Genomic DNA, 16,282 nt, shown 5'->3' on the forward strand with positions numbered 1-16,282 from the left:
GCAATCCCGACCGAACATCTATTCTGGATAAAGGTCAATCAAGGGAGAACGACACAGCGGAGGGTTGCTCACCGTGCATATCGCCGACATCACCATGTTCTACGCCCCGGCCAGCGGAGGCGTGCGGACTTATCTGGATGCCAAACACCGTCGCCTTGGCGAGCGCAACGCCATTCGCCACAGCCTGCTGATCCCCGGCGCGCGACTGGGTGAACATGACGGCATTTACACGGTTCCAGCGCCTGCCCTGCCCTTCGGCAAAGGCTATCGCTTCCCGCTGCGGCTGGCGCCATGGCGAAACGTCCTGCAGGAATTGCAGCCGGATCTGATCGAAGTCGGCGATCCCTACCTCACCGCATGGGCAGCGCTGGATGCGCGGCGGCAGCTGGATGTGCCGGTGATCGGCTTTTATCACTCGGATCTGCCGCTGCTGGCGGGCAATCGCATGGGCCATTGGGTCACGCCGAATGTCGAGGCTTATGTCACGCGTCTCTACGGCAATTTCGACCGCGTTCTCGCGCCGAGCCAGGTCATGGCCGACAAGCTCATCGGGCTTGGCGTGCGCAATGTCCATGTGCAACCGCTGGGCGTGGATCTGCACACTTTCCATCCCGACGCCCGCGATCCTGGCTTGCGGGCTGAGCTGGGCATTGCCGAAGACACGCGCCTGCTGATCTTTGCCGGGCGCGGTTCCAAGGAGAAAAACCTGCCGGTGCTGCTCAAGTGCATGCAGCGCCTTGGTCCGCGTTATCACTTGTTGTTGGTCGGCTCGTCGATGCCTGCGGCGGTGCCGGACAACGTCAGCGTCATCGACGAATTCTGCCCGGCGCCGAAAGTCGCGCGGCTGATGGCCAGTGCCGATGCGCTGCTGCATGCCGGCGACCAGGAAACCTTCGGGCTGGTCATCCTTGAGGCCATGGCCTGCGGCATTCCCGTGGTGGCGGTGGCGGCCGGGGCGTTTGAAGAAATCGTCAACGATTCCTGCGGCCTGCTCTGCGCGCCGAACAATCCCCAGGCCATGGCCAACGCCGTGCGTGAGCTCTTCAGTCGCGGCTGCGATCGACTCGGCCGCCAGGCGCGCCAACATGTTGAACGGTATTACGCTTGGGACACCGTGGTCGACAGTCTGCTCAGCCACTATCACGCCGTGCTCGGCCATACGCTGCCACGGGTGGCCAATGGTTGAAGAAATGAAAGCTGTTTGCCTGGTGTTGCATGATGTGGCGCCCTCGACGTGGGCGGATTACCAGCCCTTCGTCGAGGCCGTCGATGCCTTGGGTGATGTGCCGACGACGTGGCTGGTGGTGCCGGACTTCCATCGCCACGATGCGCTAGACGCCAACCCTGCGTTTCGCCAAGAGCTCGATGCCAGGGTCGCCCGAGGCGATGAACTGGCGCTGCATGGGTACTACCACGACGATCAGGAACCCATGCCGAACAACCCGCGCGACTGGTTCATGCGCCGGGTCTACACCCACGAAGGCGAGTTCTATCGCCTGTCCCGCGAAGCAGCCCTTGACCGCCTGCACGCAGGTCTGGACATGTTTCAGCGCTACGACTGGCCGGTGCAGGGTTTCGTCGCCCCGGCCTGGCTGATGAGCGACGGCACCCGCCAGGCCTTGCGCGAATTGCCGCTCAGCTACACCAGCGATCCGCAGCACCTTTATCGCTTGCCCGACTTCAGCGCCATCGATGCACCGGGGCTGGTGTGGAGTGCGCGCAGTGCCTGGCGGCGCGGCTTGTCGAAAATCCTCAGCGAGCAGCGTGAACAGCGCTGGCGCGAGGCACCGGTGATTCGCCTGGGGCTGCATCCGGTGGACATGCGTCACCGCTTTTCTCGCGATTACTGGTTGCACACGTTGCAACGCCTGCTGGCGGAGGGACGCGTGCCGCTGACCAAGATCGACTGGCTGACCCGCCAGCACGGTCAGCTGGAACGCGCAGCATGAAGCGCAGCCTGTTGTTGCTGATCGGCCTGCTGGCGGCGGTGCTGATTCCGGTACTGCTCGGCGGCGGCGAAACCTGGGCGCGCCTGCGCAGCTTCCCGCTGAACTGGCTGTTGATCATGTTCGGCATGATTCTGCTCTGCTGGGGCATCAATACGTTGCGCCTGCGTTTGTTGCTCGGCGACCAGCGTGAAAAGGTCGCGCCATTGAAAAGCCTCGGCGTGGTGATGGCGGCCGAGTTCGCGTACTGCGCCACGCCGGGTGGCAGCGGCGGGCCGCTGACGATCATGGCTCTGCTCGCCCGTTGCGGCGTGCGTCCGGCGCGGGGCAGCGCGGTGTTTGCCATGGATCAGCTCAGCGATCTGCTGTTCTTTCTCTGCGCCCTGAGCGGGATTCTGATTTACGCGCTGTTCCAGCACCTGAGCGATCGTCTCGAGTGGCTGCTGACCGTCAGCGCCGTTTCGCTGTTTGGCGGTTTGTTCAGTTGCGTGTTGATCGCGCGTTATCACCGAGCGTTGATTCGCCTGAGCGGGCGGCTGTTGGCGGGGATGAACATTACGGCACGCACTCGCCGTCGCTGGGCGCGCAAGTTGCTGCACTTCCTCGCGGCATTTACCGACACCTTGAAACTGCCTTGGCAAACGCTGGTTCAGGTTTTTGCTCTGACCTGCGTGCACTGGCTGCTGCGCTACAGCGTGCTGTATCTGGCCTTGCGCGGGCTCGGCGCGGATTTGCAGTGGGCATGGAGTTTTCTGGTGCAGATGCTTTCGCTCGGCGCCGGTCAATTCAGCCTGTTACCTGGCGGCGCGGGAGCCGCAGAATTGACCTCCGCCGCGCTGCTCGCACCCATGGTGGGCAAGTCCACCGCAGCGGCGGCGATCCTGATCTGGCGCGTGGTGACGTATTACTTCTATCTGCTGGTGGGCGGGCCGGTGTTCGTATTGATGCTGGGCAAGCCGTTGCTGAAGAAGTTGATGAACGTCAGGCAGGCTTCTTAGGTTCGTCCTGCTCTTGCTGGAGTCGCTCCCAAAGTTCGGCGGCGCCGGGGAATTCGGTGCCGTCGTCCGGGCTCATGTCATCCGGGTCGTAACGACTCAGGCAACCTTCACCAAGGGTGGCGGGCGCTTTTGAAGTGGCTTTGTCCAGTGGATCGCTCATGGCTTTTCCTCGGGCTCAAATGACAAGGGCCTGAGCGATTCAACGCCCAGGCCCCTGGTTTTTCAAGCGTGGCGTGCTCGATCAGAACACAACCGTCTTGTTGCCGTGCACCAGCACGCGGTCTTCCAGGTGATAACGCAGGCCGCGGGCCAGCACCATCTTCTCGACGTCACGGCCGAAACGCACCATGTCTTCGATGCTGTCGCTGTGGCTGACACGCACCACGTCCTGCTCGATGATCGGGCCGGCGTCCAGCTCTTCAGTGACATAGTGGCAGGTCGCGCCGATCAGTTTCACACCACGCAGCGACGCTTGGTGATACGGCTTGGCGCCGACGAACGATGGCAGGAAGCTGTGGTGGATGTTGATGACTTTGTGCGCGTATTCGCGGCACATGTCCGGCGGCAGGATCTGCATGTAGCGCGCCAGCACCACCACTTCGGCGTCGTGCTGTTTGACCAGGCGCGACACTTCGTCGAATGCCGGCTGCTTGTCCTGCGGATTGACCGGCACGTGGTAGTACGGGATGCCGTGCCACTCGACCATGCTGCGCAGGTCGTCATGGTTGGAGATCACGCAGGCGATTTCGCAATCCAGTTCATCGCTGTGCCAGCGGTGCAGCAGGTCGGCCAGGCAGTGGGATTCGCGGCTGGCCATCAGCACCACGCGTTTTTTCTGCTCGGTGTCGGTGATGCGCCAGTCCATCGAGAACTCTTCGGCGATCGGCGCGAACTTCTCGCGCAACTCTTCAATACCGAACGGCAGGGAATCGGCACGGATTTCGTGACGCATAAAGAACCAGCCCACTTGATTGTCAGAGTGGTGGCTCGCTTCGGTGATCCAGCCGTTATGAGAGGCCAGAAAATTACTGACTTTGGCAACGATGCCAACGCGGTCCGGGCAAGAGATCACCAGCCGAAAAGTGCGCATGAGGGGGAAACTCCAGAACTTCACAAAGGCCGCCATTCTAGCGACTGCGCATGAAAACTGCAGTACGCATACGCGCCGGGTGGGACAAAGCATGGCGAAACGGCTTTCTGACGCAGGTCTTACGTCAAGACCGTGACGCTTTAGTGGGGCTTTTGTCAGACAACTGTAAATATCTGTGCTGACTGCATCACATTATTTAACTGAACATTCAAAGCGCGGCTAATCCCTGTAACTCATTTAAATAAAAAGCCGATCTAAATGTTTACTTGATGAAACAGCCTGACTATTATTGCGGCACTGTCCCCTGTCATTCAGCATTCTACAAAAGGTAGTACTCATGTCCTTGATCAACGAATATCGCGCCACCGAAGAAGCCATCAAAGAGCTGCAAGCCCGTCTGAAGAACCTGTCCGAAGACGACAAACTGCAAGCCGAACTGGAATTCGAAGGCAAACTGCGCACGCTGATGGGTGAATACTCCAAGTCGCTGCGTGACATCATCGCGCTGCTGGATCCAGAAGCCAAATCCAAGGCTCCACGTGGCGGCGCAGTAAAAACTACCGGCACCAAGCGTGCACGCAAAGTTAAGCAATACAAAAACCCGCACAACGGTGAAGTCATCGAAACCAAAGGTGGCAACCACAAGACTCTGAAAGAGTGGAAAGCCAAGTGGGGCGGCGACGTGGTTGAAGGCTGGGCGACCCTGCTGGGCTAAGCCGCAACGCCTTCGCAGAGCGATCCGCGAACAAAAGAACGCCAGCCAGCGCTGGCGTTTTTTTATGCCCGTAATTTATTGTCCGGGCATGTTCGATTTCACAGATTCAAACGTTTGCGTAATGCCTGGACATAATTCTGCCAGTCGTTGAGCACCTCTCGCTGCATCGGTGACGCACTAAGCGACCATTGCTCGGCGGCCTCGATAAATGACTGCACGGTATTCGGCGCACCTGCCTCGGGTTGCGTCAGGCGCTGCTGACAGAATAATTTCCAGCGCTCTTGCTCGGCCACATCCAGGGTGTCCGGAAAGTTGCGTGCTCGATATCGAAAAAGTAATTCAGGCAAACGTTCATCATCGAAAGGCCAGTGCTCTTGCGCCAATTGCGCAGGGTCGGCCGTTCGAACTTGTTCGCATAAACGACGATCACGATCACCGATAAATCCATCGTACAACTGCTGCTCGGGATCTTCGCTGGGAGTGAAATCTTCGCTGGCATAAATCGCCGCGACTTTATCTTTCCAAACTTGTTGTGCGTCAGTTAGTCGCACTGTCCGCTCCTGATAAAGCGCCATGTCCAGCCCAAGGCGCTGCTGGTCTTGTGCGCGCAATACCGCCAGCGGCGCTACAACCGGGCATCGATTGATGTGAATCAGCTTGAGCGGCACCGGCAGTTCACCTTCGGCCAACTCATCGCGACGGGTATAAAGACGCTGACGCAAGGCTTGCGCATCGAGGTCCAGCAATCCCTGCGGATCAAGATGCAGATCACAGACGATCAGGGCGTTGCGATTCTTCGGGTGCCAGGCCAGCGGCAGCACCACGCCGACATAACTGCGCGCCGCCGAGAAACGCCCGGACACATGCACCAGTGGCTGCAACAGGCGGATCTGATCCATCACCTTCTGTTTGCTGCGCAACTGGAACAGCCACTCGTAGAGCTTGGGTTGTTTCTCGCGAATCAGCCGAGCCAACGCGATGGTGGCGCGCACATCCGACAGGGCTTCGTGAGCGTGCCCGTGATCGATATTGTTGGCCGCTGTCAGGCGTTCGAGCTTGAGGGTCACGCGGCCTTCATCATCGGTCGGCCAGACCAGACCGTCCGGGCGCAATGCGTAAGCGGCGCGCACCACATCAATGAGATCCCAGCGACTGTTGCCACCCTGCCATTCACGGGCATAGGGGTCGAAGAAATTGCGATACAGGCTGTAGCGGGTCATCTCATCGTCGAAACGCAAGGTGTTGTAACCGGCGCCACAGGTGCCCGGTGCGGCCAGTTGCGCATGCACGCGAGTCATGAAATCGGCTTCGCTCAAGCCTTTTTCAGCGAGCTGACCGGGGGTGATGCCAGTGATCGCGCATGCCGCCGGGTGCGGCAGGATGTCTTCGCTGGGCTGGCAATAGAGGTTGACCGGCTCGTCAATCTCGTTGAGCGCATGGTCGGTGCGAATCCCGGCCACCTGCAGCGGTCGGTCGTTGCGCGGATTGATGCCAGTGGTTTCGTAGTCGTACCAGAAGATTGAAGTCACGGGCGAATCCTGAACAGAAGATCGGCGAAGTCTAGGCGTTTCAGGGTTGCCACGGCCAGCCTCGCAGCCCTGGACCAGCAATTTCTCCAGATTCCTACAACTGGAATGCATTTCCCTCGTGGGAGCGAGCCTGCCCGCGAAGGCTTTCTGTCAGTTGCCCACAGGCTGACTGACCCACCACATTCGCGAGCAGGCTCGCTCCCACACCCGAGAGGCTGCTAGCATCAGGCGCACTTGCACCCCGAACAGGCGAACATCAGGTAGCCCATGCTCGAGCCCACAGCACCGCGAAGGAAAGCACCGCTGGATACGCGCCATCAGGTCGAAACGCCGGAAGGCATCGATCTGCCGTTGCGTCCCGCTGGGCTGATGGTGCGCGCCGTGGCGTTTGCCATCGATCTGGGCATTCGCGGCTTGATCCTCGGCGTGCTGTTCATCGCGCTGGCATTTCTCGGCAAGCTCGGCATGGGCCTCGGTTCCTTGCTGCTGTTTGCCATCAGCTGGTGGTACATGGTGTTGTTCGAGGTGCTGCGTCAGGGCCGCTCGCCGGGTAAGCAATGGCTGGGTTTGCGCGTGGTACACGATGACGGCACGCCGATCGGTTGGTCGGCTTCGCTATTGCGCAACCTGCTGCGCTTTGTCGATCTACTGCCCTTCGGGTATTTCCTCGGTGCGCTCAGTTGCCTGCAACACCCGACCTTCAAACGCCTCGGCGACATTGCCGCCGGCACGTTGGTGGTTTACAGCGAACGGCCGCTGAGCCGACCGCAATTGCCTGATGCCGAACCTCGTCGCTGCCCCGTTCCACTGACCTTGAGCGAACAACGCGCGGTACTCGGTTTCGCCGAGCGCCAGGCCGAACTCTCTCCCGCACGGGTCAACGAGCTGGCGGCATTGCTGGCGCAGCCGCTGCACATCTCTGCGCCCAAGGCCGTGTCTGAACTCAACGGCATCGCGCGCGGTTTGTTGGGGCCGACCCCATGAAGCAGAGCCTGTTCGAAAGTCGCCACAACGCCGAATGGGAGCGCTTCGCCGTGGCGCTCGAACGCCTCGAACGCGGCAAGGATACGGCGCAAGTCAGCGATTTCCCCAAGGCCTATCGACGTCTCTGCCAACATCTGGCTCTGGCCCAGGCGCGTGGCTACAGCAGTTTTCTGATCGATTCATTGCAACAGCAAGTGCTGCGCGGCCATCAACAGCTCTATCGGCATCGCAGTCGCCTCGGGGCGCTCATCATCAGCTTTATCCTCGCGGACTTCCCGCGACTCGTGCGCGAACAGTGGCGCTTCGTTGCGGCCGCCAGCCTGTTGTTCTTCGGCAGCCTGATCGGTTTCGGCGTGCTGGTTTATCTGAACCCGGAACTGATCTACAACCTGATCCCGGCCGAACAGGTGCGCGAGATGCAAGGCATGTACGACCCCGTTGCCGGCCACCTCGGACGCTCGGCCGAACGGGCGGCCAGCGAAGACTGGGTGATGTTCGGCTATTACGTCATGCACAACACAGGCATCGCCTTTCAGGCATTCGCCAGCGGTTTGCTGATGGGCGTGGGCAGCGGATTCTTCCTGCTATACAACGGCATGATCATCGGCGCGGTGGCCGGGCATCTCAGCGAGATCGGTTTCGGCCAGACCTTCTGGTCGTTCGTGATTGGTCACGGCGCGTTCGAACTGAGCGCCATCGCCCTCGCCGGAGCGGCGGGCCTCAAGCTGGGCTGGGCGCTGATCGCCCCCGGACGCCTGACATGTGGCGAGGCGCTGCGTCTGGCCGCGCGCAAAAGCGTGTTGCTGGTGTGTGGGGCCATGCTGTTCCTGTTGATCGCAGCCTTCATCGAGGCTTACTGGTCGTCGAAAACCAGTGTCACGCCGCTGACCAAATACGCCGTCGGCACCTCGCTGTGGCTGGCCGTTGCGGTGTATCTGCTGTTTGCCGGAAGGACCCGCCATGCGCCTGAGTGACGCCAGCGTAGTGATCCGCCCGCGCACGACCTGGGAAGCCATGGACCTGGGCGTGTTGATGAGCCAGCAGCATCGGCGGTTGTTGATGAGCAGTTGGGCGATCGTCACCCTGCCGCTGTTCGCCCTGCTCAGCCTGTTGCTGTGGGATTCGCCATCGCTGGCGGTGTTCATTTTCTGGTGGCTGAAACCGGCCTACGAACGCCTGCCGCTGTACATCCTCTCCAAAGCGCTGTTCGGCGAAACCCCGACGCTCAAGCAAGCCTTGCGTGAATGGCCACGCCTGCTCAGGCCGCAACTGTTGGCGAGTCTGACCTGGCGCCGGCTGAGCCTGAGTCGCAGCTTTGTGCTGCCGGTGACGCAACTCGAAGGTCTCGACGGCGAGGCCAGACAACAACGTCTGCAGGTGCTGCTGCAACGCAACGGCGGCGCCGCGCAATGGTTGACGATCATCGGAGTGCATCTGGAAACCGCACTGTGGATCGGCTTGATGCTGCTGTTCTACATGCTCTTGCCGCAGCAGATCGAGACCGACTGGGACTGGCAATCGCTACTACTAGCCGCCGATCAGGACTGGCGCTGGCTGGAGCACCTGACCAACGTTTTTTACGCGCTGATCCTGGTGGCCTGGGGACCGGTGTATGTCGCCTGCGGTTTCAGCCTGTACCTGAACCGCCGCACACAACTGGAAGCCTGGGACATCGAGCTGGTCTTCCGCCGTTTGCGCCAGCGCTTGAACAACGGCGTGCTCGGCGTGTTGCTGGCGGCGTGTCTGCTGCTGCCGAACCTGCAACCGGTGTGGGCCAGCGATGCGCCGGATGCTCCACGATTGCTCAATCAGCCGCTGACCAGTCAGGCCTCGCGCGACAGCATTCAGTCGCTGCTCGAACAACCGCCGTTCAAGAACAAGGAAAGCGTCACCCGTTACCGCTTTGGCGACGACCCGGCAAAACCCACCGAGAACGCGCAAGCGGGTGAAGTTCCGCAATGGCTGAAAACCCTGCTCGGCTGGCTCGACGGTCGGCACCTCGATACCCTCGCCGGCGTGATTGAGGTGCTGTTGTGGGGCGCGCTGATTGCCGCGCTGGGCTGGCTGGCCTGGCGTTATCGCGAATTCCTCGGGGCTTTCGTCAGCCGCCGCCCGAACCTGCCAGCGCGCAGCAAACCGCCGGCGTCGCCACAAGTCTTCGGCCTCGATCTGAACCGTGAAACCCTGCCGGATGACATTGCCAGCAGCGCCGAACAATTGTGGCTGAGCGAACCTCGCGCCGCGCTGGGTCTGCTTTATCGCGGCTTGCTTAGTCATCTGTTGCATGATTTCGACCTGACGCTGAAAGCCGCCGACACCGAGAGCCAGATCCTCAACCGCATTGAGCAATTGCAACGCCCGGACCTGCTCGCCTACAGCCGCAACCTCACTGTTCACTGGCAGAACATGGCCTACGGGCATCGACTTCCAGCTGCGCACCTGCAAGCAGAGCTGTGCAACGGCTGGCGTGAATTGTTCGGCAAAGGATCCGGGCATTGAACCGGCGCATCGGCTGGTCGTTGGCTGCGCTGGCGCTTGTGCTGCTGGGCGGCTTGAGCCTGTTCCTCTACCTCAAGGCCCGGCCCTATCAGGAAACCGTCGATCACGGCCCCTCGCCTGCCGCGCAAGCCAATCCTTATCTGGCGGCGGAAATGTTCCTGCGCGAGCGCGGCCTCGCGGTCAGTCACGCCGAGACCCTGGCGGTGCTGCCGCAGATTGATCCGCACAGCCACACCTTGTTGTTGTTCGGCGAGCGCGCGCGGATGACGCCGCGTGAAGTCGATCAGGTGTTGAACTGGACTCGCGCCGGAGGACGTCTGGTGTTCGTCGCCGAATCGTTGTGGGATGCGCAAACCGGGCAAAGCAATGATCTGCTGCTCGACAAGGTGCAACTGCACCAATCGCTGAGCAAGGACTTGAAAGATCCACCAAGGGACGTGGAAAAGGACCGCTTCCCGAAACTGACCAAACTGTACCTGGAAGACGAAGACGCGCCGGCCTACGCCGGTTTCGACACCGACTTTCACCTCGACGACCCGAACAATGTCGCGCAAGCCTGGGCCAACAGCGCCAAAGCCACGCACATGATGCAACGGGTGTACGGCCTCGGCACGATCACCGTGGTCACCGATGCCGAGCTGTGGAAAACCCCGGCTATCGGCAAATATGACAACGCCTGGCTGCTCTGGTATCTGAGCGCCGACACCGACGTCACGCTGATTTACAACACCGCGCACGATGGCTTGTGGACCTTGCTCTGGCGCTACTTCCCGCAGGCCATCGTCGCCCTGCTCGGCTTGATCGGCCTGTGGTTGTGGCAGGCCGGCGTGCGTCACGGCCCGGTGCAAATGCCAGCCCCAGCGGGTCGGCGCCAACTGCTGGAGCATCTGCGTGCGAGCGCCGACTTCCTCCTGCGCCACAACGGCCAGCAGGCGCTGCTGCAAGCCTTGCAACAAGACATCCTGCGCCGCGCCCGCCGCCGCCATCCCGGTTTCGATCAATTGAATGTGGCCGAGCAATGGCTGGCGTTATCGCGCCTGACCCGGCAACCCACCCGCGCCATCAGCCAGGCCCTGAGCCCACGTCAGAAGCAGCGTTTGTCCAGCGCCGAATTCAGCCGTCAGGTCGCTCATCTGCAAACCTTGAGGAACGCGTTATGATCTGACTCCTTGCAAACGTTAGATTCCCACTATATTAGAAATTGCCCCCTACGAACTCATACCCTGAGCTGGTGATTAAGGGGCGATCTAATGGCCCTGAATCTGTTAAATCAGACTAATGGGATTGGGTGTCTGATCAATGCAGGGGATGTCAGATGGAGCTTCTGAGGGCGACTAAGGATTTAGTGATCGATGGGCACCCCTACCCGGGGTTCCCAATTCTGCTGTGGGACTCGATGGAGAGTTGCATCCCGGTCAATCAGTTCTTTCGCCACTACCTGCTTCGCGGGGAAATAGGATCAAAGCGTTCCTGGCCCAGTACTGGGCGCGCCCTTTACGACTTCTTCAGTTTTCTCCAAGCGCATGAACTGGACTGGCGCGACGTTGATCGTGGCGAGACAAAGAGCCTATTGGCGGCCTATCGGGGTTATTGCCTGGAGACATGCGAACTGGCACCGAAAACTACTCGTCAGCGCCTGACTTACATCTGCAAGTTCTATAAGTACGCACTGAAGGAGGGATGGGTTAAACGCCTGCCCTTCACCTACGAAGAGCGCACCGGGAGACGTGAAACAGGCTTCCTTGCGCATGTCGATGCCAGTGGCGGCAAGACTATGGCAAACGATGTGATGCCGCGTGTCCACAAGACCCTGCCCAAGTTCCTGAGCATGGCCGAGATAAAGTCGCTCTTGGCCGTAGCGGAGAATCCCCATCACCGAATGATGATGCGCCTAGCGTTGCATACGGGTCTGCGTCGAGAGGAAATCGCCGCCTTCCCGCTAGCGTATGTCTTCGACCCAGACAGGGCTGGACGAACCGAACGCAACCTCCGTATCCGGCTCGATCCATTCGACGGCAGCGGCATGGCGACCAAGGGCAGAAAGTCGAGAAATATTTACGTCAGCCGCCTATTCATGGCCGAACTCTATCGCTATACGACGAAGGTGCGCGGTGAACGCGCCTGGCTAAGCAAGTCCTCGCCACAGGCGCTGTTCCTCAATCAGTCCGGTAAACCTTATGGCGACGACGGCAAGAGCCTCAACCGGATCATCAGCAGGATCGGCAAACGGGCTGGAATTAAGGTCCATACGCATATGCTTCGGCATTCCTACGCCACCCATACCTTAGTCAGCCTTCAGCGTAACCCTTCGAACGGGTTGGATCCCTTGGTGTTCGTTCAGCGGCAACTCGGCCACAGCTCGATTCAGACGACCATGGTGTACCTGCACCTGGTCAACGAAATGGCCGACGAGGCGGTGCTAGCCTATGACGATGAGTTGAACGCACTGGCGGGGGCGGCCTGATGGGCAAATACAAGGTATTTATTAAGACAGAGTTAAGCGTCCCGCAAGTCGAACATAGCCACACCCCGGAAGGAAATGTTGTCATTCTGCCCGAAGCCATCCCTCCGACAAACACCACAGTAAACTTAGGGCGGACCACTACCAATAGGCGTAACTTTGATTTTGCCCGCTGGTATGGCGCTGGTATCGACACCATCACTTACGTCTGCCAGCGCCAAATTGAACGTTTCCTTGCAGGCCAGGAGGGCGCCGTTGCGCCCACCACGGTGTGTGGTTATTGCAATGGGCTGCGCATTTTCCTCGACTACTGCATGCTGCGGGCAGCAGCTTTTGGCTGCGACTTGGCTCTGACCGATATAAACCGAGACTTGATCGACAGCTATCTTGGCCATCTCGCCGGGCTGGGTGTGTCAACTGTCACTCAAAAGAGTTTCTACACGCACACCAAACCCGTGCTGCTCGCCTTAGGACGGCGGGAGCTGATTCCACTGATTACCTCCGGCGATGCGGCTACTTTCCCTCGTAATCCTTTCCCAATGAGCAACCGCAAAGCCAAGGGCGAGACGGCGCTGTCCAAACGCGAGCGGCAAGCGCTCACGGTGGCACTGCGGCAGGCCATCAAGCCGATCTGGTCCGAGAGTGCGCATGTGACTAGCGAACTGCTGTCCTTCGCCCTGCTGGTCGTGGCGCTGCACACCGGGCGCAATACTACGCCACTTCTGGAAATGAGCCGAGACTGCCTGCGCCCGCACCCAAAAGACAACACCGTGTTCTTGGTGCTTTGGAAACGGCGGGGCTACAACACTAGCAAGGTGGCGGTGCGTGCCGAGTCAGACGCCGAGCGTCTTCTGGAGTCCACGCCAAAAGTGAGAACCAACGTGGAAAGCCTAATCCGCCGCGTGATAGCCCTGACCGCTCCCTTCATTACAGAGGCTCCGGACGATTTCAAGGATCGCGTGTGGCTCTATCGCAAGCGTAATCGTAAGGGTTTCGGTCCAGTCACGGCGTTGCAGGCAGAATCGTTGAATTGGGCATCAAGCCGCCTTGTAGCCGAGTATGGCCTGATCGACAGCGACGGGGAGCCACTGCGCATCAATGTCTCACGCCTGCGTCAGACCTTCGCCAACCGCATCTTCGAGCTCACCGACGGCGATCTGGCAACCACCGCCGCGGCACTCGGCAGTACCTCGCAGGTAACCGACCAAAATTACTTGGCCCCCGGCGAAGATGCCCGTCGCAACTGGCAGTTCATGGGTGAGGTACTGGTGCAGGAATTGTTGACTCAGTCCATAGGTGCCTCCTACAAAGACACACCCATGGGGCGCTGCGCCGATCCGGTGAATGGCCAGTACGCCCCGAAGCGCGAGGGAGCGACCTGCATGAACTTCATGAACTGCCTGCGCTGCCAGCACTACGCGGTCACCGCCGAGGATCTGCACAAGCTGTTCAGCTTCTACTTCCGTGTGCTGGCCGAGCGCTCGCGCATGGATAAGCGGCGCTGGACACGGGAGTACGCCCACATCCCACGTTTGATTGATAACTACATCATCGCCGAGGGGCTGCGGCGCGGCTCCTTCAAGACGGCAGCGGTGGAGGCGGCCCGTGAGCGCGCCCGTATTCTGCCGCACCCGTTCTGGTCGGTTGATCTGATCGACAGCTTGGAGGTCTTCGCATGAGCGACAGCATCTTCGCGGCGCTAATTGTCCCTCCCATCGCTGCTCAGCCGGACGATGTGCGGGGGCTACCCAAATCCAAATTCGACGCTCTGATCATCAGCGCTACTCAGGTGGATGGGCAATGGGTGACCCTAAGCCACTACGGCGACGATGTCTGGCAACTCGGCGGCTTCACCAGCAATGTACCGGCCAGCCATACACGGTTGGACTTCGGGACCTTACCACAGGCATTTCGGGCGATGATGAAGGCGGTGTTGTACCGTTATTCACGGCGAGGGCGCCGTTTGACGGGCGCCCCTAAAGGCGCCATGCTTCGACAAACTTTCATTGATGCAAAGCCATTCCTGCGTCACTTGGAAGCGCTGAAGCTCGACCATCTGGGCGCAGTGACACCACTAATCTGTGCGACCTATGTGGCGGCGTGTAAAGCGCACCGCCAGGTCAACCGCAAGGACAAGCCGCTGTCGCAGAAGGGGTTGTATAGCCGCTTCTTGGTCATCGAAGCGCTCCATGAACTGAGCCACTTCACCGAAGATCCGATGCCACAACATCCTTGGCCCGAGACTTCCGCGAGGGCGATGGCAGGGCTTATTGGCAGAGGCGCCCCGACTAGCACAACGCCGCTCATGCCCGATGATGTGTTCTGTACTTTGTTCGATCGGGCCTACCAGCAGGTTCAACGTGGTCCGCAACTGCTTGACCTGCGCGATGCGCTGGTTACCGTCGAGTCGCAGCAAAAGAGGCTCTCGGCATTCGACATAATAAGGGCGAAGAACCACCATCTCGACATCCAAGGATGGGAGGGCGGTCTGAGGGCATTCAATACTGCGCTGACCGACCTGCGCACGTCCTGCTACATTGTCATAGCCAGCACCTCTGGCTGTCGCAACCACGAGCTGGCTAACTTGTGCTCAGGTGCACACCACCGCACCCAAGACGATGAGGGCATCGTCTACCACTGGATGCAATCACGGTCGGACAAGACCGATGCCGGTATCCATGACTGGATGATCCCAGAGGCGGCTGTGCGTACCCTGCGCCTGATGGAGCGTTGGTGCGCACCCTACCAAGCGATGATCACCACCGAGATCGCGCTGCGGCGCCGTACTAACCCGCATGATCCGCAGATCGTCGAGGCGCACAAGCACCGCCATGCGCTCTTTCTCGGCGTAACTTCGGGAGGTACTCAGGCACGTACACTTTCCAATGCCAATTGGAACGTATACCTCAAGGCATTCGCCAAGGATTGTGGTATGAGTTGGAATCTCACCAGTCACCAGTTCCGCCGCAAGTTCGCCAACTACGCCGCACACAGCCGCTTCGGTGACCTGCGCTACCTCAAGGAGCATTACGCGCACTGGTCGCTGGACATGACTTTGGGTTACGCAATGGACGACAGCTGGGGACAGCATCTGGACCTTGATCTGTATGCCGATATTCGGGGGGAGTTGGAAGATATAAAACTCGGCGTCGTTGATAACTGGCTGGGAGAGGAACCCCTAGCCGGGGGCTATGGTCGCGCACTCAAACATTGGCAGCGGGAGCCGCAGAACCTGCTGATCTTCAAGGATCACGCCTCAATGCTGAAGTCGATCGCCGAAAGCACTGCGATTCGCAGTAATGGCCATGCCTGGTGCACGGCAGACAATGGCGGATGCCTCGGCAATACCCTCGAGCGTACCCGCTGCGGCAACTGCGACCATGCCGTGATCGGGCGCGGCCACGCAGCAATCCACCGGGGACTCTACGATGATCTGAAAGGGCTGCTGCAATGCCAAGACATAGGCGAGGGCGGCCGTCAGCGCGTTCAGCGCGACCTGAATCGCTGCCGTGACGTACTGGCACAATTGGGTATGGGCCCGGAGACTTTAATCGCATGAACCCCAAGGATAAGGCCAGCAACTACAAGCCTGCCGAGAATCGCGAGAAGGATCTGAAGCTCGCTCTCTCCCGCATTGAGAAAGGCCGGTCTCGTATCGGGGAAACCAAAGTAACCATCGCCGCAGTCGCCCGCGAGGCAGGCGTATCGACGGCACTGATCCATAACTACTATCCACGCATCGCCGAAGCTATCCGCGAGGTACAGGGACGCTCTAGTCGAGCCATGCGAGATGTGAAGCACCAAGACTTGATTGCACAGCGCAAGAAGGCCGCAGAATACCGTCAAGAGATAAAGGAATTGCGCGCGCAGATCGCCCATCTCGCGTCAGTCAATGAGGTGATATTAGATGAAAACCGCGTGTTAAAGGCCAAGATGAGCGATCGAAAGGTGGTCGATCTGGTTTCGAGGAATCCGTAGGTTTTGTTATTCCCTAACCTACCCTGATTAATCCTCACAATTTTCAGTTGCAGCACGTCATGCTTTTCGGTATCTGATCAGC

The 16,282-nt window shown here is 59.8% G+C and carries 15 protein-coding genes; 12 read left to right on the forward strand and 3 right to left on the reverse strand.

Translation table 11 applies throughout. From position 1 onward, the window contains the following. Positions 1–94: 94 nt before the first annotated feature. From D8U61_RS15200 to D8U61_RS15210, 3 genes are read left to right on the forward strand one after another with little or no spacing between them, the layout of a single operon-like run. Positions 95–1,186: a glycosyltransferase family 1 protein gene (locus D8U61_RS15200; protein WP_177433338.1), complete on the forward strand. Its 1,092-nt coding sequence runs from the start codon at positions 95–97 to the stop codon at positions 1,184–1,186. Continuing rightward, positions 1,179–1,949: a polysaccharide deacetylase family protein gene (locus tag D8U61_RS15205; RefSeq protein WP_130927199.1), complete on the forward strand. Its 771-nt coding sequence runs from the start codon at positions 1,179–1,181 to the stop codon at positions 1,947–1,949. Before D8U61_RS15200 ends, D8U61_RS15205 begins: the two co-directional genes overlap by 8 nt. Further along, positions 1,946–2,944 carry a lysylphosphatidylglycerol synthase transmembrane domain-containing protein gene (locus D8U61_RS15210; protein ID WP_110602535.1) on the forward strand — a complete coding sequence of 333 codons (999 nt, stop codon included), beginning with the start codon at positions 1,946–1,948 and terminating at the stop codon, positions 2,942–2,944. The genes D8U61_RS15205 and D8U61_RS15210 overlap by 4 nt, the downstream gene beginning before the upstream one ends. Here the strand turns inward: D8U61_RS15210 and D8U61_RS27820 are convergent. Together D8U61_RS27820 and purU are read right to left on the reverse strand one after the other, a co-directional pair. Next, a complete protein-coding gene (locus D8U61_RS27820) occupies positions 2,928–3,104 on the reverse strand; it encodes a hypothetical protein (protein WP_177433336.1) in 177 nt (58 codons plus the stop codon). The genes D8U61_RS15210 and D8U61_RS27820 overlap by 17 nt on opposite strands. Before the next feature lie 81 nt (positions 3,105–3,185). After that, a complete protein-coding gene (gene purU / locus D8U61_RS15215; RefSeq protein WP_041479808.1) occupies positions 3,186–4,034 on the reverse strand; it encodes a formyltetrahydrofolate deformylase in 849 nt (282 codons plus the stop codon). A 337-nt stretch (positions 4,035–4,371) separates the two neighbouring features. On the opposite strand from purU, the gene mvaT reads away from it, so the two are divergent. Continuing rightward, positions 4,372–4,749, forward strand: a complete 378-nt coding sequence (mvaT, locus tag D8U61_RS15220; protein WP_016773476.1) for a histone-like nucleoid-structuring protein MvaT — start codon at positions 4,372–4,374, stop codon at positions 4,747–4,749. A 98-nt stretch (positions 4,750–4,847) separates the two neighbouring features. Here the strand turns inward: mvaT and sbcB are convergent, their stop codons facing one another. Further along, positions 4,848–6,278, reverse strand: a complete 1,431-nt coding sequence (sbcB, locus tag D8U61_RS15225; RefSeq protein ID WP_130902319.1) for an exodeoxyribonuclease I — start codon at positions 6,276–6,278, stop codon at positions 4,848–4,850. 267 nt (positions 6,279–6,545) lie between these two features. On the opposite strand from sbcB, the gene D8U61_RS15230 reads away from it, so the two are divergent. The 8 genes from D8U61_RS15230 (at position 6,546) to D8U61_RS15265 (ending at position 16,200) form a co-directional block, all read left to right on the forward strand. After that, the gene (locus tag D8U61_RS15230) at positions 6,546–7,262 is read left to right on the forward strand and encodes an RDD family protein (protein ID WP_016773474.1); all 717 of its coding nucleotides are present in this window, start codon (positions 6,546–6,548) and stop codon (positions 7,260–7,262) included. Continuing rightward, positions 7,259–8,236, forward strand: coding sequence for a stage II sporulation protein M (locus tag D8U61_RS15235; protein ID WP_130927200.1), 978 nt, complete (start codon positions 7,259–7,261; stop codon positions 8,234–8,236). The genes D8U61_RS15230 and D8U61_RS15235 overlap by 4 nt, the downstream gene beginning before the upstream one ends. After that, entirely contained in the window at positions 8,223–9,761 is a 1,539-nt protein-coding gene (locus D8U61_RS15240; RefSeq protein ID WP_130927201.1) for a DUF4129 domain-containing protein, read from the forward strand. The genes D8U61_RS15235 and D8U61_RS15240 overlap by 14 nt, the downstream gene beginning before the upstream one ends. Beyond that, the gene (locus D8U61_RS15245; RefSeq protein ID WP_130927202.1) at positions 9,758–10,921 is read left to right on the forward strand and encodes a DUF4350 domain-containing protein; all 1,164 of its coding nucleotides are present in this window, start codon (positions 9,758–9,760) and stop codon (positions 10,919–10,921) included. The genes D8U61_RS15240 and D8U61_RS15245 overlap by 4 nt, the downstream gene beginning before the upstream one ends. A gap of 155 nt (positions 10,922–11,076) precedes the next feature. Next, the gene (locus D8U61_RS15250; protein ID WP_130927203.1) at positions 11,077–12,225 is read left to right on the forward strand and encodes a tyrosine-type recombinase/integrase; all 1,149 of its coding nucleotides are present in this window, start codon (positions 11,077–11,079) and stop codon (positions 12,223–12,225) included. Next, positions 12,225–13,901, forward strand: a complete 1,677-nt coding sequence (locus D8U61_RS15255; protein ID WP_130927204.1) for a hypothetical protein — start codon at positions 12,225–12,227, stop codon at positions 13,899–13,901. The genes D8U61_RS15250 and D8U61_RS15255 overlap by 1 nt, the downstream gene beginning before the upstream one ends. After that, positions 13,898–15,781, forward strand: a complete 1,884-nt coding sequence (locus D8U61_RS15260; RefSeq protein WP_130927205.1) for an integrase — start codon at positions 13,898–13,900, stop codon at positions 15,779–15,781. The genes D8U61_RS15255 and D8U61_RS15260 overlap by 4 nt, the downstream gene beginning before the upstream one ends. Beyond that, positions 15,778–16,200, forward strand: a complete 423-nt coding sequence (locus D8U61_RS15265; RefSeq protein WP_130927206.1) for a TetR family transcriptional regulator — start codon at positions 15,778–15,780, stop codon at positions 16,198–16,200. The genes D8U61_RS15260 and D8U61_RS15265 overlap by 4 nt, the downstream gene beginning before the upstream one ends. The last annotated feature ends 82 nt before the right edge of the window (positions 16,201–16,282 follow it).

The sequence above is a fragment of the Pseudomonas sp. Sample_14 genome (genome assembly GCF_004307515.1).
GTDB classification, from domain to species: Bacteria; Pseudomonadota; Gammaproteobacteria; order Pseudomonadales; family Pseudomonadaceae; genus Aquipseudomonas; species Aquipseudomonas atacamensis.